Source organism: Scandinavium sp., from assembly GCF_036271055.1.
GTDB lineage: Bacteria > Pseudomonadota > Gammaproteobacteria > Enterobacterales > Enterobacteriaceae > Scandinavium.
In genome coordinates, this window is sequence record NZ_DATBBJ010000078.1 from 96,748 (window position 1) to 123,200 (window position 26,453).

The 26,453-nt window shown below is 54.6% G+C and carries 25 protein-coding genes and 1 other RNA gene; 8 read left to right on the plus strand and 18 right to left on the minus strand.

The genetic code is table 11. From position 1 onward, the window contains the following. The first annotated feature begins 43 nt into the window (after window positions 1-43). The gene (locus tag VH187_RS17065; RefSeq protein ID WP_329702652.1) at window positions 44-1,612 is read left to right on the plus strand and encodes an EAL domain-containing protein; all 1,569 of its coding nucleotides are present in this window, start codon (window positions 44-46) and stop codon (window positions 1,610-1,612) included. Window positions 1,613-1,646: 34 nt separating this feature from the next. On the opposite strand, the gene VH187_RS17070 is transcribed toward VH187_RS17065, so the two are convergent. From VH187_RS17070 to yczE, 4 genes are all read right to left on the minus strand, one after another. After that, the gene (locus tag VH187_RS17070) at window positions 1,647-2,000 is read right to left on the minus strand and encodes a DUF1428 domain-containing protein (RefSeq protein WP_329702653.1); all 354 of its coding nucleotides are present in this window, start codon (window positions 1,998-2,000) and stop codon (window positions 1,647-1,649) included. A 62-nt stretch (window positions 2,001-2,062) separates the two neighbouring features. Then, window positions 2,063-5,134, minus strand: coding sequence for a beta-galactosidase (locus VH187_RS17075; protein ID WP_329702654.1), 3,072 nt, complete (start codon window positions 5,132-5,134; stop codon window positions 2,063-2,065). 106 nt (window positions 5,135-5,240) lie between these two features. Next, window positions 5,241-6,311 (minus strand): LacI family DNA-binding transcriptional regulator, encoded by a 1,071-nt coding sequence (locus VH187_RS17080; RefSeq protein ID WP_329702655.1) that lies wholly within the window; start codon window positions 6,309-6,311, stop codon window positions 5,241-5,243. 75 nt (window positions 6,312-6,386) lie between these two features. After that, window positions 6,387-7,001, minus strand: coding sequence for a membrane protein YczE (gene yczE / locus VH187_RS17085; RefSeq protein WP_329702656.1), 615 nt, complete (start codon window positions 6,999-7,001; stop codon window positions 6,387-6,389). Window positions 7,002-7,088: 87 nt separating this feature from the next. Here yczE and yczR point away from each other — a divergent pair, with 87 nt between their 5' ends. Then, window positions 7,089-8,519: a MocR-like transcription factor YczR gene (gene yczR / locus VH187_RS17090; RefSeq protein ID WP_329702657.1), complete on the plus strand. Its 1,431-nt coding sequence runs from the start codon at window positions 7,089-7,091 to the stop codon at window positions 8,517-8,519. Window positions 8,520-8,664: 145 nt separating this feature from the next. Here yczR and VH187_RS17095 read toward each other — a convergent pair whose 3' ends face one another. The 3 genes from VH187_RS17095 to ffs all read right to left on the minus strand — a co-directional run bounded on the left by VH187_RS17095 (window position 8,665) and on the right by ffs (window position 9,515). Then, window positions 8,665-8,880 carry a hypothetical protein gene (locus VH187_RS17095; protein WP_097161529.1) on the minus strand — a complete coding sequence of 72 codons (216 nt, stop codon included), beginning with the start codon at window positions 8,878-8,880 and terminating at the stop codon, window positions 8,665-8,667. Beyond that, window positions 8,877-9,125, minus strand: coding sequence for a hypothetical protein (locus VH187_RS17100; protein WP_329702658.1), 249 nt, complete (start codon window positions 9,123-9,125; stop codon window positions 8,877-8,879). The genes VH187_RS17095 and VH187_RS17100 overlap by 4 nt, the downstream gene beginning before the upstream one ends. Before the next feature lie 293 nt (window positions 9,126-9,418). Continuing rightward, an RNA gene (ffs, locus tag VH187_RS17105) (signal recognition particle sRNA small type) lies at window positions 9,419-9,515 on the minus strand. Between the two features lie 237 nt (window positions 9,516-9,752). On the opposite strand from ffs, the gene VH187_RS17110 reads away from it, so the two are divergent. Both VH187_RS17110 and VH187_RS17115 read left to right on the plus strand, forming a co-directional pair. Further along, window positions 9,753-10,160 (plus strand): dTDP-glucose pyrophosphorylase, encoded by a 408-nt coding sequence (locus VH187_RS17110; protein WP_329702659.1) that lies wholly within the window; start codon window positions 9,753-9,755, stop codon window positions 10,158-10,160. Window positions 10,161-10,223: 63 nt separating this feature from the next. Next, on the plus strand, window positions 10,224-10,535 hold the full coding sequence (locus VH187_RS17115; protein WP_329702660.1) for an MGMT family protein: 312 nt from the start codon (window positions 10,224-10,226) through the stop codon (window positions 10,533-10,535). A 33-nt stretch (window positions 10,536-10,568) separates the two neighbouring features. Here the strand turns inward: VH187_RS17115 and VH187_RS17120 are convergent, their stop codons facing one another. Beyond that, window positions 10,569-11,138 carry a YbaY family lipoprotein gene (locus VH187_RS17120; RefSeq protein WP_329702661.1) on the minus strand — a complete coding sequence of 190 codons (570 nt, stop codon included), beginning with the start codon at window positions 11,136-11,138 and terminating at the stop codon, window positions 10,569-10,571. Between the two features lie 218 nt (window positions 11,139-11,356). Between VH187_RS17120 and tesB the strand changes: the two genes are divergently transcribed. Next, window positions 11,357-12,217, plus strand: coding sequence for an acyl-CoA thioesterase II (gene tesB, locus VH187_RS17125; RefSeq protein ID WP_329702662.1), 861 nt, complete (start codon window positions 11,357-11,359; stop codon window positions 12,215-12,217). 132 nt (window positions 12,218-12,349) lie between these two features. On the opposite strand, the gene amtB is transcribed toward tesB, so the two are convergent. The 5 genes from amtB to VH187_RS17150 all read right to left on the minus strand — a co-directional run bounded on the left by amtB (window position 12,350) and on the right by VH187_RS17150 (window position 18,276). Further along, window positions 12,350-13,636: an ammonium transporter AmtB gene (gene amtB / locus VH187_RS17130; RefSeq protein WP_329702663.1), complete on the minus strand. Its 1,287-nt coding sequence runs from the start codon at window positions 13,634-13,636 to the stop codon at window positions 12,350-12,352. 33 nt (window positions 13,637-13,669) lie between these two features. Beyond that, complete coding sequence (glnK, locus tag VH187_RS17135; protein ID WP_329702664.1) at window positions 13,670-14,008, minus strand: P-II family nitrogen regulator; 339 nt, start codon at window positions 14,006-14,008, stop codon at window positions 13,670-13,672. Between the two features lie 244 nt (window positions 14,009-14,252). Continuing rightward, the gene (locus VH187_RS17140) at window positions 14,253-16,031 is read right to left on the minus strand and encodes a SmdB family multidrug efflux ABC transporter permease/ATP-binding protein (RefSeq protein WP_329702665.1); all 1,779 of its coding nucleotides are present in this window, start codon (window positions 16,029-16,031) and stop codon (window positions 14,253-14,255) included. Further along, a complete protein-coding gene (locus VH187_RS17145) occupies window positions 16,024-17,799 on the minus strand; it encodes a SmdA family multidrug ABC transporter permease/ATP-binding protein (RefSeq protein WP_329702666.1) in 1,776 nt (591 codons plus the stop codon). The genes VH187_RS17140 and VH187_RS17145 overlap by 8 nt, the downstream gene beginning before the upstream one ends. An 18-nt stretch (window positions 17,800-17,817) precedes the next feature. Beyond that, complete coding sequence (locus VH187_RS17150; RefSeq protein WP_329702667.1) at window positions 17,818-18,276, minus strand: Lrp/AsnC family transcriptional regulator; 459 nt, start codon at window positions 18,274-18,276, stop codon at window positions 17,818-17,820. 112 nt (window positions 18,277-18,388) lie between these two features. Here VH187_RS17150 and VH187_RS17155 point away from each other — a divergent pair, with 112 nt between their 5' ends. Continuing rightward, window positions 18,389-19,441 carry a PLP-dependent cysteine synthase family protein gene (locus VH187_RS17155; protein WP_329702668.1) on the plus strand — a complete coding sequence of 351 codons (1,053 nt, stop codon included), beginning with the start codon at window positions 18,389-18,391 and terminating at the stop codon, window positions 19,439-19,441. 53 nt (window positions 19,442-19,494) lie between these two features. Here the strand turns inward: VH187_RS17155 and cof are convergent, their stop codons facing one another. Beyond that, window positions 19,495-20,313, minus strand: coding sequence for an HMP-PP phosphatase (cof, locus tag VH187_RS17160; RefSeq protein WP_329702669.1), 819 nt, complete (start codon window positions 20,311-20,313; stop codon window positions 19,495-19,497). A gap of 114 nt (window positions 20,314-20,427) precedes the next feature. Here cof and VH187_RS17165 point away from each other — a divergent pair, with 114 nt between their 5' ends. Both VH187_RS17165 and queC read left to right on the plus strand, forming a co-directional pair. After that, window positions 20,428-22,131 carry an SgrR family transcriptional regulator gene (locus VH187_RS17165; protein WP_329702670.1) on the plus strand — a complete coding sequence of 568 codons (1,704 nt, stop codon included), beginning with the start codon at window positions 20,428-20,430 and terminating at the stop codon, window positions 22,129-22,131. Window positions 22,132-22,206: 75 nt separating this feature from the next. Continuing rightward, the gene (gene queC, locus VH187_RS17170) at window positions 22,207-22,902 is read left to right on the plus strand and encodes a 7-cyano-7-deazaguanine synthase QueC (RefSeq protein WP_329702671.1); all 696 of its coding nucleotides are present in this window, start codon (window positions 22,207-22,209) and stop codon (window positions 22,900-22,902) included. A 64-nt stretch (window positions 22,903-22,966) separates the two neighbouring features. Here the strand turns inward: queC and VH187_RS17175 are convergent, their stop codons facing one another. From VH187_RS17175 to hupB, 4 genes are all read right to left on the minus strand, one after another. After that, a complete protein-coding gene (locus tag VH187_RS17175; protein WP_329702672.1) occupies window positions 22,967-23,365 on the minus strand; it encodes a YbgC/FadM family acyl-CoA thioesterase in 399 nt (132 codons plus the stop codon). A 99-nt stretch (window positions 23,366-23,464) separates the two neighbouring features. Continuing rightward, the gene (locus VH187_RS17180) at window positions 23,465-23,839 is read right to left on the minus strand and encodes a helix-hairpin-helix domain-containing protein (RefSeq protein WP_329702673.1); all 375 of its coding nucleotides are present in this window, start codon (window positions 23,837-23,839) and stop codon (window positions 23,465-23,467) included. A gap of 148 nt (window positions 23,840-23,987) precedes the next feature. Further along, window positions 23,988-25,862: a peptidylprolyl isomerase gene (gene ppiD / locus VH187_RS17185; protein ID WP_329702674.1), complete on the minus strand. Its 1,875-nt coding sequence runs from the start codon at window positions 25,860-25,862 to the stop codon at window positions 23,988-23,990. A 208-nt stretch (window positions 25,863-26,070) separates the two neighbouring features. Further along, window positions 26,071-26,343, minus strand: a complete 273-nt coding sequence (gene hupB, locus VH187_RS17190; RefSeq protein WP_329702675.1) for a nucleoid-associated protein HU-beta — start codon at window positions 26,341-26,343, stop codon at window positions 26,071-26,073. Window positions 26,344-26,453 lie beyond the last annotated feature (110 nt).

The window sequence follows — 26,453 nt, forward strand, 5'->3', positions numbered from 1 at the left end:
GCGTAATATGACGATTTCCACGCTGGATAAGGGAAGCAGGACCGTGACAAATAAAAAAATGGTCGTTCTGGTCGTGGCCGTGCTGATCCTCTCTGTCTTATTACCTATCACACTCAGCGTCTGGCTCGCACATTATCAGGCCGAAAAAGAGTTTACGCGCGATCTTAACCACTATGGCGAACGCGTCATTATGCGTACCCAACAGGTGGTTTCTCAGGCCAAATCGACCCTTAAAGAAATCGATGCCTTCAAGGGTGAATCTTGTAGCGAGGCCCATCTGCAGGCGATGCGCCGCGCCTCCTACACCCACCGCGATGTGCAAGAAGTCTTATGGCTGGACGACCTGAAACCACGCTGTTCGTCGCTGGAAAGTAAAAGTACTGAGATGCAATTTCCGCCTACCGATCGTCACACCGTGGACGGTTACCGCGTCTGGCTGACCAACAACAACGATCTGGGGATCCATCATTACATGGTGGCGCTGGCGAGTGAGCATCACATGGTGATGCTCGATCCCGGTTCGTTCGTCGACGTCACGCCTTTTTCATCCTGGATAATCAACGTAGCCCTGATTGGCACCCGCAGCGGAGGCATCATCGCTCAAAGCGCTCCTTTCGATTTACAGCTTTTGCGACAGGTGCGCCATAACGGGAACAACACCTTCTTACGTAACGGCATTCTCTATAATTTGCGCGACTATCCGGATGTCGGTATTTCACAGGTAGTCTGGGCCCCCACGACGCCGCTCACCGCACGTTGGCACCAGCAGTTGCTCATCTGGTTGCCGCTTGGGGTGATCATAAGCCTGCTCGGTTCGTTGCTGATCATAAAACTGGTGCGTGAGTCACAATCGCCTTATCAACGCATGCTGGACGCCATCAACGCCCGCAGTCTCGACGTTTACTATCAGCCCATTGTGTCATTACGATCCGGGAAAATCGTTGGCGCAGAAGCGCTGGCGCGCTGGCGTCAGCCGGATGGCACCTTTTTATCGCCTGACATTTTTGTGCCGCTGGCTGAGCAAACCGGGCTTATCACCCGCCTCACGGGTTTGATCGTGGAAAAAGTCTTTGAAGATTTGGGGCCGTGGCTGAAACTGCATCGGGATCTGCATGTCTCGATCAACCTCGATCCGCAAGACCTTCTCTCCCCCAAACTGCCTGCGCTGTTGGCGCAACAGCTTAATAAGTGGGGCGTACAGCCCTCGCAGGTGGCGCTTGAACTGACTGAGCGCAGTTTTATCGATTTGAAAAACAGCAGCAGCGCCCTGAGCCAGTTTCGACAAGCGGGTTACGCGCTGTACATCGACGATTTTGGCACCGGCTATTCCAGCCTGAGTTATCTGCAAAATCTGGATGTCGACATCATCAAAATCGACAAATCATTCGTGGATGCGCTGGAATTTAAAAATGTCACGCCGCACATCATCGAAATGGCCAAGTCTCTGCAATTAGCGATTGTCGCCGAAGGGGTTGAAACCGAATTCCAGCGAGAGTGGCTGGTGCAGCATGGCGTGCAGTTTGGTCAGGGTTGGTTATTCAGTAAGGCATTGCCAAGAGCAGAGTTTGTCCTCTGGGCGGAAAGCAATCTGCATCAGTCTGACGCGGTGTAAAACGGCTGGCGGCACGCCGCACAGCCGTATTCGTTTACTCGTTTAGGATCGGTGCGAAGCCGCCGTAAATCATCCTTTTGCCATCAAATGGCATGCTTTCGCCCATCTCTTTCATCCGTGGATCGGCCATCATCTTCGCGTTGGCCGCATCCCGAACCTCTTTCGACGGATATTCAATCCAGCTGAAAACCACTTCTTCATTGTCTTCTGCTTTTACCGCCATGCGAAAGTCAGTCAGCTTGCCGTCTGGCACATCGTCTGCCCAACATTCCACCACGCGGGTGGCCCCGAACTCTTTAAAGAGCGGTGCCGCCTTTGCCGCCAACGCCAGATATTCCTCCTTTTTGTCCGCAGGCACGGCAACGACAAAACCATCAACATACTTCATGAGATAACCTCCGAAGTGAACGGCGCGGTCAGCGGTTCTGACCGCATCCGGCGTTGATAAGTTTAGTCGCGACGCCAACTGAACGCATAACGCAGGCGCCGTGAAGGCAGCAGGAATTCTGGCGATACGCTCGGGCTCCAGGAGTCATCGCCGCCGACGCCCATATGAAACGCATCCAGATTCAGCCAGCAGCCCGGTTCCTCACGTAACAGATGCTGATGACTTGTCTCCTGCAACTGCTGCTGGCTATAGCGGCTAAGGCCGAAATGGAACTCGCCTTGCCAGCAATTATCCGCATAACGGAGTTCGTGCGTATCACAGCGCAGCCCGTTCTCTGTCGGGAAAATGTAAGGCGTATGCAGCTCGTTAAGCGGCAGTGTCCAGCGTCCGTGGCGAGCAGAAAGTTTGCGATCCGGATAGTTTTCATGGGGACCAAGACCCAGCCACGACGCATGTGTTGCGGTCTCTGCCAACTGGCAGCTCAGGCCAATTCGCGCAGGTTCGGGAATATCCGCCGCAACGGTGATGTCGATCTCGGCATGCAACTCGCCGTGACCATCAATACGCCAGCGCTTATCGGAAATAAATAACGCTTTCGTCTCGTGCTCCCAGACATGGCGGGTCACAATCACCACCTCGTCGCCCCTTTCTTTCGCTTCACAGTGCAACAATCGGGCATTCATGGCGTACATCCCCGCCGCCTTCCAGCGTTCAACCCAGGCGTTTGGATCGATACGTGTGGCTTCGCTGACACCAATGTCGTTATCCAGCGGCGCACGAGTGAAGTTATCGACAACCGGCGACAATAACGCGGGCTTTTCATCGCGCCACCACTGGCTTAAATTCCCGCTCTCACGACTGAACTGCCAGCGCTGATTGCCATGAGTGACGGTAAAAGTCTCTGCGTTTTCAGCCAACTGCGGTGTAACGCCAGCGACGGTCAACACCGGAATGGCAAGCGGCGTCGGTAATGGCCACTGATCCCAGGCGCAAAGATGATTTGCGTCGGACCACGCCGTGGCGTCGTTCTGCCACACTTCAACGTTCAGCCAGAGTTCCCCCGCGCCTGCTGGCAGTGCCTCATTCGCCAGCTCCAGCAACTGAACGCCCTGCGGGGCAAGAGTCAGAACGCACTCGCCCTCAGCAATGGTTTCGCCGTCGCGTGCCAGCCACCAGCGCAAACGCTCGTTATCGCTGCGACGGAACAGATATTCACTACGAACCTCCACCCTCAATGGGGAAACGGAATGCAGACGAAACTGGAAAAACTGCTGCGCGCGTTTGGCTTCGAACAACGCCGGGTGCGGCGTACGGTCAGGGAACACCAGGCCATTCATGCAGAACTGACGATCGTTAGGCGTATCACCGAAATCACCGCCATAAGCCCAGAAAGTATTGCCTTCGGCATCGGTTTTACACAGCGCCTGATCGACCCAATCCCAGACGAAACCGCCCTGCAATCGCGGAAATTCGCGGAACGCCTGCCAGTAATTAGCGAAACCACCAAAGCTGTTCCCCATCGCATGCGCATATTCGCAAAGGATAAGTGGACGCGATTCATTTGGCAGACCGATCCATTTTTTCAGCGACCATTTCGGCACCGCCGGGAACGGCTGATCCTGATCGACCCGCGCATACATCGGGCAAACAATGTCCGTCGCGGCGGTATTAGCCCCGCCGCCTTCGTACTGAACCGGACGCGTAGGATCGGTGGTTTTCAGCCAGCGATACAGCGCATCGTGGTTCGCGCCGTGCCCGGATTCATTCCCCAGCGACCAGATAATGATCGATGGATGATTACGGTCACGACTCACCATTCGGGCCACGCGCTCGCTCATCGCTGGCAGCCAGCGGGGATCGTCCGCCAGACGACTCATTGGCACCATGCCGTGGGTTTCGATATTGGCTTCGTCGACCACGTATAAACCATAGCGATCACACAGCCGATACCACAGCGGATGGTTAGGGTAATGCGAGCAGCGTACGGCGTTAAAGTTGTTCTGCTTCATCAGCAAAATATCTTGCCGCATGGTGGCTTCATCCACTGCTTGTCCTGTTTGTGGATGATGTTCATGACGGTTCACGCCCCGGATCAGCAGTGGTTGACCATTGAGCGTCAGCAGGCCATTTACGATCGCCACTTTACGGAAGCCGACGTCACAGGCTTCGGTTTCCAGCGGCTTTCCGCTGGCGTCAAACAGAGTGATCGTCAGGCGATAAAGCGTGGGGATTTCTGCGCTCCACAGATCCGGCTTTTCCACCGGGATCGCCAGATGCAGCCGTTCAGCCCAGTTTCCCCGTTCATCGACAATGTCACTCCCCGGTTTTTGGCGCTGCCGCCCAACTGCAACCCCTTCGCACCACAGCACGGCTTCCACTTCCGTTTCAGCAAACGCTTCACCTTCGAACGTGACATTCAGGTTCAGCACACCACGGGTGAAATCTTCATTCAAATCGGTCGTGAGATGGTAATCGGCGATGCGAGTGGCGGGTTTGTGCAGCAACGACACATCACGGAAAATCCCGCTCATTCGCCACATATCCTGATCTTCCAGATAGCTGCCGTCGCACCAGCGCAACACCAGCACCGTCAGGCGATTATTTCCGGGCACCAGCACGTCGCTAAGATCGAATTCCGCTGGCAGGCGGCTGTCCTGCGAATAGCCCATCCACTGCCCGTTGCACCACAGATAAAACGCGGAATTCACGCCATCGAGCACAATCCGTGTCGGCCCTTCTTTCAGCCAGCTTTCTGGCACCTCAAAATCGCGGGAGTAACAGCCGGTCGGGTTTTCCGTAGGCACGTGTGGCGGCGTGACGGCGATGGGATAAGTGACGTTGGTGTAAATCGGGATGTCATAACCCTGCATCTGCCAGTTAGACGGCACCGGCATCGCCACCGCATCGGCTAAATCGCGTTCAAGCCAGTCATCCGGCACGGCTTCCGGCGCGTGGAAGAAGTTAAAACGCCATTCACCGTTGAGACACAGGCGAGAAGCGGAAGGCATATCGTCTTGTGCCTGTTCGGCATCACGCCAGCTGAACATCGGGGCGTGGGCGGGTAAACGATGCCATTGCGTTACACCGGGGTTTTCCCAGTCGCGGCGGGCGAGAATGGAGTGCAGGGAATTCATCAATAAAACCTCTACGCGAAGCGCTCACAATTTTAATCAGCATGCGCCGATCTGCATCAAGCGTAAAGGATCGAATCAACGAGAAGCGAGGAGGATCACAAAGCGATCATCGCAGACCGAGTTTATTCGCCAGCGCCGCGAGTTCCTGTAGCCGATGGGCAAGATCGTCTGGCAGATCCTGCGTAACTGGCGCGGTCGTTCCACGAAAGGCAAGTGTGACCGGCAACTGTGTCTGGCTCAATGCGCTGGCATCACGCTCACTGATAAGCCAGTCCACCCCCTGTTCGCCTGCATCACGAAACGCCTGGCGAATGGTGGTCAACGGCGGGGTAAACCAGGCGCTATCTGTGGTGTCATCATAACCGACGACGGATAACTGTTGCGGCACCGCAATTCCCTTTTCCGCACAAGCGCGCAGTACACCGAGCGCCATCTGATCATTTGCCACCAGAATGGCATCCGGTTTCGCTGCGTTCGCCAGCAGTCCGTGCGTCTTTTCATAACCCGATTGCGCACTCCAGTCCCCACTCGCGATAGCACAGGGTGCAACTCCGGCAGTAATCAACGCCTGTTTCCAGCCATCAAGTCGTGCTCGCGCAGAAACGGAAGAGAGTGGCCCTGCCAGCAGCGCAATCCGTGAATGGCCTTGCTCCAGCAAATGCGTGACGCCAAGCTGTGCGCCCTGCGATGAACTGAACACCAGGCTGTTGACCTCAGCCTGTTCGCTGACATCCAGAAACAGAACCGGAAGCGGCGCTGCCAGCTCGCGCAACCGCAGGGCGACATCATCTTCCAACGGCACGTTAATCATCAATCCTTCAACGCGCTGCGCCAACATTTCCTGTACCGCCGCCCGACAATCATCCTCCGCGTTGCCGGTCACCATCGAAATCAGCACTGCATAGCCCTGTTCGCTGGCCCGGCGCTTCACCGCCGAAGCAATTTGCGACGGCGCATGCAACGCCAAATCGGCGCTTATAAGCCCGAGCGTCGGTTGGCGTTTACCCGCTAAAAGCTGCGCACCGCGATTGGGAATATAATTCAGGTCCGCCATTGCGAGCTGCACCTTTTCACGGGTGCGGGCCGAAACGTGTTCCGCCTGGTTAATCACGCGGGACACGGTTTGGTAGGAAACGCCCGCCAGTCGCGCGACGTCATACAGAGTGATGGCTTTCATTGGTATTCAGCATCCATAGAGCAATGCCGCCAGTGTAACGGATAATGAAAGCTATGACTGTGAGCGCTTCGTAAATTAGCTCAATACTTTCTCTTTTTTCAGCTGCGGACGCGCTTGTATCTCCGTGCGGAACCACGGCAAGCAAAGCTGAATTAACGGACCAATCGCAAGCGCATACACCAGCGTGCCAATACCCACGCTGCCGCCCAGCAGATAGCCGATGACCAATACGGTTAGCTCGATACAAGTGCGGATGACGCGAACTGACCAGCCGGTGCGGGCATGAATCCCGGTCATTAGTCCATCACGCGGTCCGGGGCCAAAGCCTGCGCCAATGTACATTCCGGTCGCCAGTGCGTTGAGTATGACCGCGGCAATCATCAGCACGCTTTTCATAACCAGCGATTCTGGCGTGAAAAGTATTGCCATCGTCGCGTTAGCAGCCAGACCGATCACAATCACATTGCTGATCGTGCCCAGCCCCGGACGCTGGCGAATAGGGATCCACAGCAACAGCACTAACGCGCCGGTAATGATCATCACCGTACCGATATCGAGTGCAAAAACCTTGCCCACGCCGAGGTGGAAAACGTTCCAGGGATCGGCCCCTAAATTTGCATGCACGAACATCGCGGTGGAAACGCCGTACAGGCAGAGCCCGACGTACAGTTGCAGTAAACGGCGCAGCATAAAGACCTCATCAGTGATTGCTGAAAACGCCATCATCGTTAAAAATGGACCTATTATTAATGACCAGTTTTATAAAAGTGGACTGCTATGTCTCTTCGTCGCTCCGGAAGTCAATCGCTGATGAGCCTGCTCGGTCACTGGCAGGAAAGTGCTTCGCGCACACCGCTATGGCGTCAGCTTGCCGAGGCGCTACGGCTGTTGATCCTTGATGGGCGTCTGGCGCTCGACAGCCGTTTGCCTGGCGAACGCGAACTGGCAACGGCGCTGAACGTGAGCCGTACCACGGTCGCCAGCGCCCTCGCCCAATTACGCGATGAGGGCTATATCCTCAGTCGCCACGGTAGCGGCTCGCGGGTAATCCTTCCAATTCAGCATCAGCAGGTGCCTGGGCGAATGGCTACCGTACAGGCACTCGATTTGTCGACCGCCGCGCTGAGCGCAGGCCCTGAAATTCATCAGGCTTATACCCACGCGCTTGCCGCTATGCCACAGCATCTCGCCAGTACCGGATACGATCAGCAAGGTTTACCGGTGTTGCGGGAAGCAATCGCGCAGCGCTATTGTGCACGCGGTTTGCCGACTCGCGCCGACGAAATCATGGTGGTCAACGGCGCAGTAAGCGGGTTGGCACTGATTCTGCGATTGTTAACCGGCCCCGGAGATCGGGTGGTGGTGGATAATCCAACCTATCCTCTGGCGATTGCCGCCATTCAGGGCGCTTCCTGCCGTCCGGTGGGTGTTTCTCTGCCACAACAGGGTTGGGATGTTGATGGGCTGGCCGCCACTTTCGCGCAAACAGCGCCACGTCTTGCCTATCTGATGCCAGATTTTCACAATCCGACCGGGCGTTGCATGGATGCCGCGACACGCCAGCGCGTGGCCGATCTCTCTGCCCGCACGCGTACTACGCTTGTCATCGATGAAACCATGGTTGATCTCTGGTACAACGCTCCCCCACCCGCGCCGCTGGCAGCCTTTAACGCCGATGCGCCGGTAATAACTTTAGGTTCGACGGGCAAAAGTTTTTGGGGCGGACTGCGGCTCGGTTGGATCCGCGCTTCCACACGCACATTGGCTTCATTGATTCAGGCGCGCGATACCCTGGATTTAGGGTCACCGACGCTGGAGCAACTCGCCACCTGCTGGCTGCTGGAAAACGCAGAGAGCCTGTTGCCAGCAAGACGCAAAATGCTCGCCGCTCGCCGCGACATGTGCAGCGCATTAATGACGGAATATTTCCCGCAATGGCGTTACGAACAGCCAGAAGGAGGACTTTCATTTTGGGTGGAATTACCGGATTCTTTGGCAACGCTGTTCGCCGCGCGGGCTGAAAGCGCTGGGATCCATTTGGGAACGGGCACACGCTTTGGGTTGGCTGGGGCTTTCGACCGCTGGCTACGGTTGCCGTTTACGCTGGACGATGAAACACTGAGAATGGCGTTCAGGACATTGCAACCTATCTGGAATTCTCTGAACGGTCAGCAGAATAAATTACCACCACGAAAAATAGTTTACTAAAATAGCGACGAGCTAATAATAATCTGCGGTTTATTATTAGCTCATTCAAAAATAGAGATACTTTTACCCTAAATAATTCGAGTTGCAGGAGGGCGGCAACAGGGTGCAGTCAACGTACCTGCAGCTCGAAGAATGACGGGTAAAATTAATGCTGACGAGGGATCGGGAAACCTTTGACCGAAATAATAAAGCTATCGCCGTCTTTTTTAATTTTAGCGCCGGTATCGCACCAGTCTGATGCAATGCGAAAGAACTCATCGCTACCGACATTCCAGTTGAGACGAACGTGTTTTACATATCCCGAGCGAAGCATTTCACAGGCTTCACCGTAACTGCTGGCCGTTGAGAGTTGCTGTTTCATTTTCTCTTCTTCAGAATTTTTCGTATTGCTTTGATTTCTTTAGGAGTAAGAGGAGATGATTCTTCTTCGGTATGTTGACTGTCTACCTCGCCTTCGGATACTCCCGCCTCTGATTCTGTTTCCAGCGCCAGCTGCAAAAGTCTTTGCGTTGCCGCGCCTAAGGTCTCGTTATGGACTTCCGCGTAATGGCGTAATTGTTCTTTCAGATCGCCGTCAATTTTAACATTCAGAACAGCCGTGGTCATGGTAAAGCTTCCCGTGCAATAAATTAAGATAATTAATACACGAACATTTGCAGGCAATCCAGAAATAAATTTTTCATAAAAATGAAATAAATAATTACCCAGATTTATTGTCTACCTAATATATGACAGTTATATGACACTATTATTTCAAACACATGACCGACTATTTATTCTTGCTTCAAACACAATGTAATAACACTAAAGTTTAAGGGGTTAATTCCAGGAACGAAAGAAAAGAACGAGTATAGACGTTTGGGGGGATTTTGGGAGGGTAGCGCAGAATTGGGTGGGGGCCCTGCCAGCTACATCCCGGCACACACGTCGTCTGCCCTGGCTGCTTCCTTCCGGATCTGACCTGGTGAACAGAGTAGCGTTGCGGGAGAACCAACAGAGCCCCCATTGAGAGCGTTATTCCTAACGCGCTGGCGCATTATCCCTGTGCGGCCCGGCAATTGCAACCCGCGGCGGTCCGGATGATGGTTTATTGTTCGAACACCGTTCGCACCGGGCATCCCGCCGGACAAGTTTTCCATATTGCGAACTTGCTCTCAGCAAAATGTGGCGCAGCGTCCAGACTGTTTTTGAGTCCATCAGACATCCGTCTTTCTTCACCTTCAGGGGTCGACAATGATCAAATCACTGCCTTTGACACTTACTCTGCCAATGCCCGCTATCGATGAAGTGACAATAGCCCATCAGGGGCTAAATTATTTACGCCCGGACGTGGTGCTGGATTTTGTCAGCGTCAACCCGACACCGCTGCTGTTCGTCACCCCGGTCGCGGTGCTGTTCGCCTCGCTTGGTGTGGTCGGTCATGTACCGTTGCGCCGCATCCCGGTTGCGGTTTCTGGCCGGGTGATCTACCCGATTTGCACCCAGATCCTGCCGGAGATGCGCGGTAAACTGATCATCAACACCGCCTCGCGAAAGCTGAAATTCCTTGAAAATCAGATGGTGAAACCTGACGAATTTGCGCCAAGCACGTCGCAGGTTATTGGACTGGCGCTGGAATTTACGTTTCAACAGCCGGAATAACGCCAGTCTTCACATCGTGTAGAGCGTCGCTTATTCTGTGCTTTTCCCGAGATGGATAGCGCTATGGAACCCATTGATTCATTCCCGCACCGGGTGTGGCAAATTGTTGCGGCGATCCCGGAAGGTTCGGTCACGACCTATGGCGACGTCGCAAGACTCGCGGGTTCGCCACGCGCGGCGCGTCAGGTGGGTGGCGTGCTAAGACGCTTACCGGAAGGATCGACGTTACCGTGGCACCGGGTGGTTAATCGTCATGGCAACATTTCACTGACCGGGCCGGATTTGCAGCGTCAACGTCAGGCATTATTGTCTGACGGCGTGCAAGTCTCGGGAAGTGGCAAAATTGATATGCAGAAGTATCGCTGGAATTACTGATTCCCTCCCCCATCAGGAGGAGGGAAACCGACGTTAAGGAATTTGCGTCGGGGCAGGCACTGCGGAGGACGGATTCACCTGAGTCGGTGAAGTCGATGGCACGGTTGTCGCCGCCCCACCGTCCGTGGCAACAGGTACAGCCGTCGCCTGTACAGGCACCAGTGTCAGGTCCGCTTTGGTCCCGCCGTTGTTGATAACCTGCTGAACCGTATCGGTAATGAACACCAGTTTATCGTTGACGGTCACCGCCGCACTCAACAGGATCCGCGCGTTAGGCTGAATGTCTGCCGGGTTATACGGGAGGACAAAGCTAAACGGCGCCTGTTTCCCTTCCGTACGCGTCACTTTCTGCGAAATTACCTTCGAAGGCGCATCCGCAAGCGATGCATCAGACAATGTGACTGTCAGCACGGCATCCGGTGGCAAGGCCACTTTCTGGCGGATCCACGCAGTACCGGACACATTAGGTTGCTGAATTACAGGCTGTGTAGCCGCAGAGGGGTTCGGGTTTGGCGCAGGCGTCGGAATATCCGCGCTCTTATGAGCACAGGCAGACAGTGCAACCGCAACCGCTAAACCACTTAACATGTGCACGACTTTCATTATGTTCTCCTTATCATCCATGCACCCACGGGATTTTATCCCGCAAGAGTGAGTGGTTAAAACATTTGTAACGCAGTAAGTGTGGCACAGATCTCAGATATCTGCCTGTAATCGGACCGTTATTCAGATAATTGCACCCATCGGACCACTTCGAAAACTGCGTTATACTGTGGCTATTCCCGCGCCTTGTGCGGTCTTTTTTACCTTTGAGGACATTTATGAGTCAGGCTCTCTCTAATCTGCTAGCCCTGTTAAATCTGGAAAAAATTGAAGAGGGATTGTTCCGCGGCCAGAGTGAGGATCTGGGTTTACGTCAGGTGTTTGGCGGTCAGGTAGTCGGTCAGGCGCTTTATGCCGCTAAGGAGACCGTCCCTGCAGATCGTCTGGTGCATTCGTTCCACAGCTACTTCCTGCGCCCCGGTGACAGCCAAAAACCGATTGTCTATGACGTAGAAGTCCTGCGCGATGGCAACAGTTTCAGCGCTCGCCGCGTGGCTGCTATCCAGAACGGTAAACCGATTTTCTATATGACGGCCTCTTTCCAGGCTCCCGAGTCGGGTTATGAACACCAGAAACAGATGCCAATTGCGCCTGCACCTGATGCACTGCCGTCGGAAACCGATATCGCCCGTAAGCTCGCCCATCTATTGCCCCCGCCGGTCAAAGAGAAGTTTCTTTCTGATAAGCCACTGGAAATTCGCCCAGTCGAGTTCCATAACCCAATGAAAGGTCACGTTGCCGAGCCGAAACGTCAGGTGTGGATCCGCGCCAATGGCACCGTTGCCGATGATTTCCGCGTGCATCAATACCTGTTGGGCTACGCTTCCGATTTCAATTTCCTGCCCGTGGCCTTGCAGCCGCACGGCGTGGGATTCCTTGAAAAAGGTATGCAGGTCGCGACGATTGACCATTCGATGTGGTTCCATCGCCCGTTCAATATGAATGAATGGCTGCTGTACAGCGTGGAAAGCACGTCGGCCTCCAGCGCTCGGGGCTTTGTGCGCGGTGAGTTTTACACTCAGGATGGTGTGCTGGTCGCGTCGACTGTGCAGGAAGGGGTGATGCGTAATCGTAACTGATTGCGCTTTTTTATTGTCGGGTGGCACTACGCTTACCCGACATACTCTCGCCCGGCGATATCACATACGCTTGAACCAAAAACAAAGCCTCCGAATCGGAGGCTTTGCTCGCTCTGGAGTTAACTCAATTTATCAGGCGTTATACGCATTCTCGCCGTGGCTGTTGACGTCCAGCCCTTCGCGTTCCTGCTCTTCCGGCACACGCAGCCCAACGGTAAGGTCAGCCAGTTTGTAGCCGATGAACGCCACCACGCCAGACCAGACAATGGTCAGACCGATACTTTCCAGCTGCACCAGAACCTGATGGCCCATGGTCACGCCTTCGGCATAGCCCACGCCACCCAGGGAAGTGGAGGCAAAGATGCCAGTCAGAATACAGCCGACGATGCCACACACACCGTGCACACCGAACACATCGCAAGGGTCATCGACACGCAGCCAGCGTTTCAGCGCCGTTACGCCCCACAAGCCCGCCAGGCCCGCCGCTATTCCGACAATCAAGGAACCGCCGACACCGATGTAACCACAAGCAGGAGTGACCGCGACCAGACCTGCGATAGCGCCAGAACAAGCACCCAACAGAGAAGGTTTGCCGCGCACAGCCCACTCGCCAAAGACCCAGGCCAGAATCGCTGCCGCCGTTGCAACCACGGTATTCACGAACGCCAGCGCCGCAATTTCGTTCGCAGAGCTTGCTGACCCGGCGTTGAAGCCGAACCAGCCGACGTACAGGATAGCCGTACCGGTGAAGACCATCGGCAAGTTATGCGGTTTGAACGCTTCTTTGCCAAAGCCTACACGTTTGCCAATCAGGTAAGCACCCACCAGGCCCGCGACTGCGGCGTTGATATGTACCACTGTGCCGCCCGCGAAATCCAGCGCGCCATGCGTTGCCAGTAAACCGCCGCCCCACACCATGTGCGCAATCGGCACGTAGGAGAAAGTCATCCACACCACCACGAAAATCAGCACGGCGGAGAAGCGAATACGTTCTGCCAGCGAGCCGACAATCAGGCCAACGGTGATACAGGCGAATGAGCCCTGGAAGGCGACGTGAATGTACTGATAGAACGTGCCCATCAGCGCTTTAATATCAATGCCTTTCAGCAGAACCCAGTCGAAGCTGCCGAAGAAACTGCCGCCAGTCCCGAACGCCAGAGTGTAGCCATAAACCACCCAAAGCACGCAAACCAGCGCGAACGTGACGGTGACCTGAGTCAGCATCGACAGCACGTTTTTGCCACGGATCAAGCCGCCGTAAAACAGCGCGATGCCGGGGATACTCATAAACAGCACCAGTGCGGTGCTGATCATCATAAAGGCGTTGTCCGCTTTATCGGCAACGGCGGGTGCCGCCATCGCCAGACCCGGCAACAGTGCCAGAACAGCGGGGGCAATTTTTAGCAGTTTTTTGTTCATTGTCTCGATCCCTATCACTGTGTGGCCTGAGAGTTACAGAGCCGCTTCGTCGGCTTCGCCGGTACGAATACGAATGACGCGTTCCAGCTCGGCGACGAAGATCTTGCCGTCGCCAATCTTGCCGGTGTACGCCGCTTTACTGATCACGTCGATCACCTCATCGAGCTGATCGTCGGCGATCGCCACGTCGATTTTCACCTTTGGCAAAAAGTTGACGCTATATTCGGCACCGCGATAGAGCTCGGCATGGCCTTTCTGACGTCCGAAGCCTTTCACTTCGGTCACGGTCAGCCCCTGAATACCAATGGAAGACAGCGCTTCGCGAACGTCTTCGAGTTTGAATGGTTTAATCACCACGGTAACCAGCTTCATAGATCCCCTCCAGTCAGAATTCGGTAATGGCGGCAGCTAACACGTAAGAGATAAAGCAATCGGCGTGCCAGAAATTAAAATCAGGTGTTATGCCGGGTATTCAGGCTGTTTCTGAGGAAGTAACGAGGCACGAGGCGATGTGTGAGACAAGCGGGAAAAACAAAACGCACCATTGCGGTGCAAGGTGCGTTTTGTTTTTGCACCAGCGGGCGCGGGTGTCAATAAATTGCTTACTGCTGGTGCATCAGGCGATAAGCGATTCTTCTTCGATGCTGGCCGCTAGCTCTTCTCCGGCAAGCTGCAACTGATACATTTGCCAGTAACGTCCTTTGGCTTCAAGCAGTTGCTGGTGAGTGCCGCGTTCCACCGCCTGGCCGCGATGCAGCACCATGATGGTATCCGCGTCGACAATGGTCGAAAGACGGTGAGCAATCACAACCAGTGTTGTACGCTGACGAACGGCAGCGAGCGCCAGTTGAATCGCCTGCTCGGTGCCGGAATCGATGTTCGCGGTGGCTTCGTCGAGAATAAGTATTTGCGGCGTATCCACCAGCACACGCGCCAGCGCTAAAAGCTGCTTCTGCCCGACAGAGAGATTATTGCCCTGCTCGCCGAGCTGAGTATAAATCCCGTCGCTCATCCCGCGCGCAAGCTCTGCCAGTTGCACTGTTTCCAGCGCCTGCCAGACTTGCTCTTCGCTGATATCACGGCCTAAGGTCACGTTGGCAAAAAACGACTCTGCCAGCACTACCGGATCTTGCTGCACCATCGCCACGCCCTGTCGCAACACGCTATGGCTGAGTGAAGAAAGCGGACGTCCGTCGAGACGAATTTCCCCTTTGCTCAGCGGGTAATAACCCATCAGCAAACTGGCGAGCGTGCTTTTACCGCTGCCAGTGTGGCCGACCAGCGCCACGAAGCTGCGCGTCGGTACGCTGAGCTGAATGTCCTCAAGCGCCAGCCGATCACCGCGATAGGAAAACGACACATCGTCCACATCAATGGAACCACTTTGCAGCGGCGCTTCGTCGTGACCATAGTTCTGACGCGGCTTGTCCATCAGCTCAAAGACACGTTCACCCGCGACCACCGCCTGTTGCAGCATCGACTGCTGGGTGGTGAGTTCAATCAGCGGCTCATTCAGACGCCCGAGATAACTGATAAACGCATACAACACGCCGACTTCAATCGTGCCGGTGGTGCTCAGCCCAAACAGCATCAGCAAACCGCAGAGGATTAGAGAGGAAAACAGACTCAGCAAAGGACGCAGCAGGAAACCGTCGAGACGCAGCGTTTGCATACGCGCCATATAATGCGAGCGGCTCGCCTCCCCCATGCGTTCACCAAAGCGCGCCTGCTGGCGGAACTGCTGGATGACGCTCATGCCGTTGATTACTTCGTTAAAACCGTCGTTTATGTCCGCCAGATAAGCGCGCACGCGGCGCACAATCGGCGTGCTGTAACGCTGATAAATCACCATCACCACAATGACCGCCGGGAAGATGGCTATCGCCACCAGCGCCATGCGCCAGTTAAGGCTGAACATCGCCACCAGCATTGCGCTTATCAGCGCTGCACTGCGAAGCACCGTTGAAACGACGGTGACGTAGAGATCGCGGATCACTTCGGTGTCATTGGTCACACGCGAAATCAACTGCCCGACCGGCTGAACGTCAAATTCACTGAGCGGCTGGCGCAGCGCGGCATCCATCACGTCAGTGCGCAACTGTTGCACCACGCCCACTGCGGCACGGTTAAACAACAGCGATTGAATGTAGTGCAGCGACGCCGCCAGCAGTTGCAGTCCGACATACGCCGCGCCCAAACCGATCACAATGCCCCAGGGCAGATAGCTTTTCGCTACCATGTTATCAATGAAGTAGCTTATCAGCAGCGGGCCCGTTACCTCTGCCGCCGCCGCGACCCACATGATCAACATGCCGATAGTCAGTGGTTTGCGCCACGGTGAACCATAGGCCAGCAGGCGTTTGAGCGTTGGCCAAAGTTGTCCAAAATTACGCATCGGCTTGCTCCTCGCTTTGCTCTTCCGGCACGTCATTCAGCGCCGCTTCGAGTTGCTGGTAGCGATACATATCACGATACCAACCCGATTGTGTCGCCAGTTGATCGTGTTCACCACGCTGGGCGATGTGTCCGTGCTGCATGACGATGATTTCACTCGCTTCGGTCAACGCCGACAAACGATGTGCACTGATGATAACCGTGCGCCCTTCGCCCCACTGGCGCAGGTTGTGCAGGATCTGGTGTTCAGTACTCCCATCAACGGCAGAAAGTGCATCGTCGAGGATCAGAATTTCAGCATCCAGTAGTAACGCACGTGCGATGGAAATACGTTGTTTCTGTCCGCCGGAGAGCATCACCCCGCGCTCGCCCACTTCAGTATCGTAACCTTGCGGTAAGCGCAGAATGTCTTCATGCACGCTCGCAAGTCTCGCCACATGTTCGATTTCTTGCTGAGTCGCGGCCGGTTTGCCGAGCGCAATGTTGCTGCCGACGGTATCGGAGAACAGAAACGGCGTCTGATTCACGACCGCCAGGCGGCTGCGCCAGCTGTCGAGCTGAAGCTCAGTCAGTGGAAGGTCCTGAAAACGAATATCGCCTTCGGTGACGTCAAAATGGCGTTGAATCAATGACAACACCGTCGTTTTTCCGGCACCCGTTGGGCCACAAATCCCCAACATTTGCCCTGGCCGCAGGCTAAACTGCACGTTATGCAGCGTCGGTTTTTCGGTTTGTGGGTAGCGAAACTCGCGGATATTGACCGCAAGTGTTCCACGATCGGGGCTCAGCAGCTGTGTGCCATCGTTGACAACGGGCGCTTCGGCAAGCATGGCGCGAATGCGGCTGTAAGCGGCGCTGCCGCGCTCAACAATATTAAACATCCATGCCAACGCCAGCATCGGCCAGATCATCAGCCCGAGATACATCATAAAGCTGGTGAGCTGCCCGAGTGTTAAGCTGCCCTGCACGACCATCCAGCTCCCGCCGCCAATCGCCAGCAGGTTTGCCATGCCAATGGCAATGTAAATGGTGGGATCGAAACGCGCGTCAACGCGCGCGACGCGCATGTTTTTCGCACCAGTATCCGCCGCATCGGCAGCAAACTGCGCGGACTGTCGGTCTTCAAGGCCGAACGCTTTGATCATACGGATGCTGGTCAGGCTTTCCTGAGTGCGGTCGTTAAGCCCGGAGAACGCCGCCTGTGCCAGTTTGAAACGGTTATGCAGCGCATCCCCGTTACGTTTAATCACAATCGCCATAATCGGCATCGGCACTAGCGCCAGCAGCGTCAGCTCCCAGCTGATTTGCGTGGACATCACGATCAGCACCGCGCAGCCCATCACCAGTGAATCCACCAGCGTCAATACGCCCTCACCGGCAGCAAATACCACGCGGTCGACGTCATTTGTCGCACGGGCAATCAAATCCCCGGTGCGATGACGCAAATAGAATTCAGGATGCTGGCGACTAAGCTGGCGATAATAATCTTCGCGCAGTTCAACGGCGAGCTGATAGGACGCGCCAAACAGCAGCACACGCCAGACGTAGCGCAGCAGATAGACCACCACCGCAACCAGCGCCAGTGTGCCTACCCACATCATGATGCGCGTAGTGGTGTAATGTTGTTGCGTCACGCCGTCTACCACATAGCCCACCACTTTCGGCGGGATCAGTTGCAGAATGGCAATAATGATTAGCAGTAAGACCGCCCCGAAATAGCGACGCCATTCCCGACGGAAGTACCAGCTGAGTTGAGCAAATAATCGCACGCAGAAATACCCAGAGAATTATTCGACCGGCAGCGCGGTGGTGTATTTGATCTGTTCCATCGCAAAACTCGATGTCACGTCAGATAACCCTGGCACGCTGTTGACCAGTCGTTTGTAAAAGTCGTCGTAGCGTTTCATGTCCGCTACCTGAACCCGCAGTAAATAGTCGTACTCGCCGGCCATGCGCCAGAAACCGAGCACTTCAGGCATTTGCGTCACATGAGACACAAATCGACTGTACCACTCACTGCTGTGATGCTGGGTTTTTATCAGCACGAACGCCGTCAGTCCGAGCCCCAGTTTTTCTGCATCCAGCAGCGCCACTTTGCCACGCAAAATCCCGTCATCTTCAAGACGTTTGAGGCGCTTCCAGCAGGGTGTGGTGGTCAGATTAACGGCATCGGCCAGCGTCTGCAAAGAGAGGGTGCAGTCCTCCTGCAGCAATGCCAGCAGTCTACGGTCAATTTTGTCTATCATGTGCCGCTCACAGAGAAAAATTTTCTCTGTTAATTGTATTTCAAAGGCCAGATAGCAACAATTTTTTCCGTGCTTTCCACTAAGCTGGGCACAAAATGACAAACGGAAAGTAATGATGAACAGCACCTGGGTCAAACACGCCATCAGTGAGATTAACGCCGACTATCAGCGCTCTGCCGACACGCATCTGATTCGTCTGACGCTCCCCGCCTTCCCCGGCATTCAGCTGTACCTGAAAGATGAAAGCACCCACCCGACCGGCAGCCTCAAGCACCGTCTGGCGCGTTCGCTCTTTTTGTACGGTTTGTGCAACGGTTGGATCAACGAAGGCACCACCATTATTGAAGCATCCTCGGGATCGACGGCGGTGTCAGAAGCCTATTTCGCGCGTCTGCTTGGCCTGCCGTTTATTGCGGTCATGCCTTCCTGCACCGCGAAACGCAAAGTCGAGCAAATCGAATTTTACGGCGGGCGCTGCCATTTCGTGGAAAGCGCCTGTGAAATCTATGCCGCCTCGGAAATGCTGGCCCGCGAGCTGAACGGTCACTATATGGATCAGTTCACCTTCGCCGAGCGCGCCACCGACTGGCGCGGTAATAACAATATTGCCGACAGTATTTTCCGTCAGATGCAGCATGAACCGAACCCGGTTCCGGCGCATATTGTGATGAGCGCTGGCACTGGCGGCACATCTGCCACCATTGGACGCTACATCCGCTGTCAGGGCTACGATACACAATTAACGGTGGTTGACCCGCAAAACTCGGTGTTTATGGATTACTGGCAGAGCCGCGACGCGACTTTGCGCAGCCCGGTAGGCAGTAAAATCGAAGGGATTGGTCGCCCGCGCGTGGAGCCGTCGTTCATTCCGGATGTGGTGGATAACATGCTGCGCGTGCCGGACGCCGCCAGCGTCGCCACCGCATATTGGCTGGAAACCCAACTGGGTCGAAAAGTCGGCGCGTCGACAGGCACCAATATGTGGGGCGCTTTGCAACTCGCCGCACAGATGCGTAGCGCAGGCCAAAGCGGCTCTATCGTGACGCTGCTGTGTGACAGCGGTGAACGCTATCTCGAAACTTACTACAACCCGCAATGGGTCGAGGCCAATATCGGCTCACTGACCCCGTGGCAGACGGCGCTTGCGGAGTTACTCGCTCAGTAAAAAAGAAAAAAGCCAGGCTTCATGCGAAGTCTGGCTTGCCGGAAGGGTCTCATTCATTCGGGGGAATAAGGGAGATGTGGAGAATCCAGCCAATGAGTCAAAAAGTGAGACACCGCCTGATTCTGGCAGTGTCCGATAACCGGTAAATGCGGCAACGCAGCCTTTAACTGCGGCATGGCGTTACCCATGATCAGCCCTTTGCCGACCAGGCCAAGCATTTCGCTGTCATTCATCGCGTCACCAAAAGCCATGCAGTCTGCCATCGTCATTCCCAAATGCTGACTGAGCGTAGAGAGCGCCGCGCCTTTGTTGCAGCCCACTGGCAGCACTTCTAAACATTCCACCGCCGAAAACGTCAGATGCGCACGGGAGCCTAACGCTTCATTAAGCTGAATGCGCAAACGGCTGAGATCGTCATGATCGCCGCAGAAGCAAATTTTGGTGACGTCATGCGCAGGCAGGCGTTTGAAATCACAGAGCTGATAGCGGAAGCCGCTATACACATGCGCCTGCAACAAATCAGGGATTTCACGATCGGTGAGCCAGCCGCTGTCGTTAAAGACATGCATGCTTGCCTGGGTATCCCAATGGCTGTGCAACACGAGATCCGCAACTTCCGGATCCAGATCGCTACGATGCAACACGTCACCTTCCAGCGAATGGATCCGCGTGCCGTTGCCGGTAATCAGGAACGCATCAAGAGAAAAATTACCGATGAGATGACGCATTTCGAGGACATGCCGACCGGTGGCAAACGTCAGGGTAATGTCCCGCTCATGCAGGCGCTTTAAAGTGCTCAGCGTTTGCTCACCCAAACGGTGGTCGGGCATTAACAATGTCCCGTCCATATCAAATGCAGCCAGTCTTGCCATGTCGTTCCCCGAAAGTGTGATAGACGTCTCTTGTGCCAGAGTATCGCCTGAGATATACGGAAGGAATAGTGAATGAATGTTTTTTATTGTTCCGGGTTTACAGGATGACCGACGATGCGCCAGCTCAACAGACTCAACCAGTTTCAACGCCTGTGGCAACCTTCAGCCGGGGCGTCGCAACAGATCACCGTCGCCGAACTGGCTGAACGCTGTTTTTGCAGCGAACGCCACGTGCGAACACTCTTGCGCCAGGCGCAGGATGCGGGCTGGTTGAGCTGGCAGGCGCAGTCCGGGCGTGGGAAGCGCGGCACCTTGACGTTTCACGTTACGCCGGAAAGCCTGCGCAACGAGATGATGGAGCAGGCGCTGACGCTTGGGCAGCAACAAAATGCGCTGGCGCTGGCGCAACTGGCAGCCCCTGAGCTGCGTGCGCTGCTGCACCCTTTCCTTGGCGGTCAATGGCAGAACAACTCGCCGACACTGCGCATCCCCTACTATCGCCCTCTCGAACCGCTGCACCCCGGTTTTCTGCCCGGGCGTGCCGAACAGCATCTGGCGGGGCAAGTTTTCTCCGGTCTGACCCGTTTTCATCAAAATAACAGTGAGCCGGTCGGCGATCTGGCTCATCATTGGGAAGTGTCAGCCGACGGCTTACGCTGGCATTTTTACATTCGCTCCACGCTGCACTGGCACAATGGCGATCCGGTGGATACCGCGCAGCTTCATCAGCGTTTCGAAATGCTGCTGTCACTGCCCGCCCTTCGTACGCTGTTTGCCAGCGTTCAGCGGATCGAAGTCACTCACGCGCAGTGTCTGACGTTTACGCTGGTCAAACCGGACTTTTGGCTGGCACATCGTCTGGCCAGCTATTGCAGCGTGCTGGCGCATCCTGATAACGCGACGATTGGCACCGGTCCTTTTCGGCTGAAAATCTTCGAGCCTGAATTAGTACGGCTGGAAAGCCATAATCGTTATCATCTCTGCCACCCGTTGCTACAGACCATCGAATACTGGATAACGCCGCAATTATTCGAACAGGATTTGGGCACCAGTTGCCGCCATCCGGTGCAACTGGCGATTGGTGAAGCAGACGATCTGCGAAAACTGCGCCTGGTGAGCGACAGTATCAGCCTCGGATTTTGCTACCTCACCTTGCGCAAAAGCGCACAACTGACCACGGCGCAGGCGCAAAAATTGATTGCCCTGATTCATCGCAGCTCGCTGATGCAAACACTGCCTCTGGACGAAAGCCTGATTACCCCCAGCCATGAACTGCTGCCAGGTTGGGCAATTCCGTTGGCTGATGACACGTCTGCGGTCACTTTCCCGCCTACGCTCACGCTGATTTATCACCTGCCCGTTGAGCTTCACACCATGGCGGAACAGCTCCGGCTGGCATTGGCAAACCAGGACTGCGAATTAACGGTTATCTTTCACGATGCTAAAACCTGGGATGGCTGTTCACAATTAGCGAAGGCCGATTTAATCATGGGCGACAGGCTGATTGGCGACACGCCGGAATACACCCTCGAGCAATGGCTGCGCTGCGATCCTTTATGGCCGCACACACTGAGTGCGGCTCAATATGCGCATCTTCAGGCGACGCTGGATGCAGTGCAGACTCAACGCGACCCGGCATCGCGCCATACGGCGTTGCAGAACGTTTTCCACCACCTGATGGATGCCGCAGTTTTGACGCCGCTGTTCAATTATCAATACAAAATCAGCGCTCCGCCGGGAGTGAACGGCATTCGCCTGAACGCCCGTGGCTGGTTTGATTTTACCGAAGCCTGGCTTCCCGCTTCGACAGCAACCTAAAGCACGTCTTGTAGCTGGTGGACGTCGCGTTCAGGCGCTACCATAGTGCATTCTCACAAGTTGACAGGATTTGCTATGAAACGCGCCGTCGTGGTTTTCAGCGGAGGTCAGGACTCCACTACTTGCCTGGTTCAGGCTTTACAGCAGTATGACGAAGTGCACTGTGTGACGTTTGATTATGGTCAGCGCCATCGCGCTGAGATTGACGTTGCACGTGAACTGGCACTGAAACTTGGCGCTCGCGCCCATAAAGTGCTGGACGTGACATTGCTGAATGAACTGGCCGTCAGCAGCCTGACCCGCGACAGCATTCCGGTTCCGGACTACGAACCTGAAGCCAATGGCATTCCTAACACCTTCGTACCCGGCCGCAACATTCTGTTTTTAACCCTGACGGCGATTTACGCTTATCAGGTAAAAGCCGAAGCGGTGATTACCGGCGTGTGCGAAACCGACTTCTCCGGCTACCCGGACTGCCGCGACGAGTTCGTCAAAGCCCTCAATCACGCGGTAAACCTAGGCATGGCGAAAGAGATTCGCTTCGACACGCCATTGATGTGGCTGGATAAAGCAGAAACCTGGGCGCTTGCCGATTTCTGGGGCCATCTCGATTTAGTTCGCAGTGAAACCCTGACCTGTTACAACGGCATCAAAGGTGACGGCTGTGGACATTGCGCCGCCTGTTCCCTTCGCGCCAACGGTCTGAATCACTACCTGGCTGACAAGGTCGGGGTGATGAGCGCCATGAAAGCGAAAACTGGGCTCAAGTAACTGTTTTCCCCGGCGGCGCTTTGCTTGCCGGGGCGACACAATTTCTACCTCATTCTTCCTGTAACTACTCCACCATCGCTTCAAGATGCTCGCGAAGTTCTCCCTCGAGCGGTAACGCCTTTTGTGTCTTCAGGTCGATACACACAAACGTAATCAGTGCATCCGCCACTACTTCGCCTTCTGGTTCGAGCGTCACGACCTGACTTAGCACCCCACTTTTACCGTTCAGTTGCTGCACTTTACTGGTTACCGTCAGCAGATCGCTCAATACCGCCGGCCGCCGATAGTTAATGTTGATGTTCACCACCACAAACGCGATGTGATGTTTACTCATCCACTGGAAGCCTGCGCTGCTTTCCAGCCCATCCCACCGGGCTTCTTCGAGAAACTCAAGATAGCGCGCGTTATTAACGTGTTGATAAACATCCAGGTGATATCCACGAACTTTAATTTGGGTCTGCATAGCGCAATTGCCTTTGTTATTTATAGAGTCAGAGGTCGCACACTGGTACGACCTCTTTAGTCTGGCATTTTTTTGCTACTGTGCAAATTCCTCTAGGGGTCAGAGCATCAGATGTGAAAGATTACGTTCGACCAACGCACCGCCCATGCCCGGCACCTGACGTAGATCATCGATGGTTTTGAACGGGCCATATTCTTCGCGGTAGCTAACAATCGCCTGGGCTTTTTTCAGCCCAACACCGTTCATTGCCTTTGCGAGTTCATCGGCGCTGGCGGTGTTGATACTGACTTTGTCGCCAGTGCTTTGGTTTTTGTCTGCGGATGCCGTGCTCTTTTCGGGCGTGGCCAGTTGTGTGACAGCCGGTTTAGCGTCTGCCGATGCTTTGCCGGATGCCGTAGCCGCGATAGCCTGAGATCCGAGCCCGGAACAGGCAATGGAAAGTACGAACAGTAATGATTTGATTCCTGATTTCATGCTGTTATCTCCTTGTTTGTTGACAGCGACGTCACCATAACCGGGCAGAGAAAACAGTACAAAAGGCAGATTTCAAAATTGGAAAAGGCCGCGAAAGCGGCCTTTAAATATTGCAGTGCGTTACGAAAATCTGCGAGCGTGCTCGTGATTATTGCTGCTGTTGAGCAATATCACCCAGCTTGATTTTCGCTTCTTTACGCAGGTTCGCCATCAGTGCTTCGAAAGCCACCTGAGCGTTGTTCTGAGTGATACCCTGCACCATCGCTTTCTTCTGTGCTTCCGGCATGGTGCCGTCTTTCACTTCATCCAGCGAGACCAGAATCACATTGCCCAGCATATCAGCACCTACGCCGTAGCTTGGTTTGTCTTTCTGCGGCAGTGGCAGCGTGAACGCAGTCTGGCTCAGCGGATCCTGACCGGTACGGCTCAGGGTCTTCGCTGCTCCAAAGGTCAGGTTTGCAGCTTTCATTGCTTCATCACCTTTACCGGCTTTCAGGTCCGCCAACAGCTTCTCAGCGGTCAGGTTAGCCTGTTGCACAGCTTTGGTGTGTTTAACGATGTCAGTCACCTGCGCTTTCACATCAGCCAGCGGTTTGACGGATTCAGCTTTGTGCTCGCTAATACGCAACACAAACGCACGATCGCCATCGACGGTAATGATGTCGGAGTTGTTACCCGGCGTACCGTTTTCACCCACCAGACCACCGTTGAAGATGGCGTCGGAAACGGGCTTAAAGTTCAGCTCTTCTGGTAAATTGTCATGACCAAACCAGTTGGTCTCAACAACTTTGATCCCCGAAACCTGTGAAGCGCCCGCGAGAGATTCGTTGTTGTTGCTGGCCGCATCACTCACTTTCTGCTGCATCGCATAGAATGCGTCGAGCGCTTTTTCCTGCTTCACTTTTGCAGCGATGTCATCGTGCAGATCCGCCAGCGGCTTCACTTTCGCGGCTTCTACGTCATCAAGACGTGCCACGAGGAAACCAACGGATGATTTGATGACACCAGACAGTTGGCCTTTGTCTTTCAGGCCCGCATTTTTCAGCTCATCTGGCGTGGTAGACGCTTCCAGCCAACCCATGTCACCGCCATTTTTAGCGGAGATGATGTCGGTGGATTTTGCTTTCGCGACGTCTGCGAAAGCAGCGCCTTTGTTGATTTCATCCAGCACGGCTTTCGCGTCGGCTTCAGTTTTAGTCTGAATCACGCTGTAGCGTACCCGCTGTGGTTGCGTGTACTGATCCTGATGCTGATCGTAGTACGACTGGATTTCGCTGTCAGAAGCGGTTTCCTGCACGTTGGCTGCATCCATTTTGATGTAGCTCACGCGGAACTGCTCCGGCGCAACAAACTGATTCTTGTGCTGCTCGTAGTAGCTGCTGATTTCCTGGTCATTCACCTGCTGTTTCGCCGCAAGAGCGTTAACATCAATGGTGGCTTCACGTACAACGCGCTGCTGCGAGACCAGAGCCGCCAGTTGGTTCGTTTCGCCAGGCAGCATAAATTCTGAACCCACGATGGCGTTAATCAACTGCTGAGTGACCAGCTGATTACGCAGTGCCTGCGCGTACTGATCCGTGGTCATTCCCATCTGGCCGACGATACCGCTGAAACGCTGGTTATCGAATTTGCCATCCGCCTGGAAGGCCTGGGTTTTGAAAATCGCTTCTTTCACCTGAGCATCACTGATGCCGAGATTCAGATGCTTCGCATACTGATCGAGAAGCGATTCGTCGATAAGACGGTTGAGAACCTGCTGGCGCATGGTTTTCATGTAGTTTTCGTTGGAAGCAAGCTCAGAGAACCGATCGCCCAACTGCTGCTGCATACGGTTTCGTTCGCTGGCAACAGCGTTTTCATATTGTGCACGGCCAATTTCCTGACCATTCACTTTTGCGGCGTAATCTTTGTTACCGCCAATCAGGTAGCTGCTCACGCCGGTCAAAATGAACGACACGATAATGATACCGAAAATAATCTTGAGCACGACGCTATTGGCTGCCGTACGTAAGGAGTCCATCATGGTGTAACAACGCTCCGCTGTAGGTGACTGTATTCCTCGCACAGCATAGCATGAGAGCTGCACGTGAGGGCGTATTTTGACAAGAAAACAGGGTCATTGTCAGCCCACAACTCGCCTAAAGTCGCATAAAGTCAGACTGGACAAACAAAAAAGGCACATCTCATGATGCGCCCTTGTACTTTGCCACATTCCCTTTAAGGGAAAGCGATCAGTTTACCGCGTCTTTCAGTGCTTTACCTGCACGGAAGCCCGGCACTTTGGCAGCAGCAATGGTGATCTCTTTACCTGTTTGCGGATTGCGGCCAGTACGGGCAGCACGATCTTTAACAGCAAAAGTACCAAAACCAACCAGTGCAACGTCATCACCAGACTGCAGAGACTCGGTAACAGAAGCAATTAAAGCGTCTAACGCACGTCCAGCTGCAGCTTTAGAAATATCCGCACCTGCAGCAATTTTGTCAATCAGTTGAGATTTATTCACTTTTCTCTTCCTCTCTTTATAATTTATATCGCAATGGAATCCTTCGCAATGCGACGGCGCAGCAGTTATATCAGGAGTGTCATGCCCTTACAACACCCGTTGTCTATGAC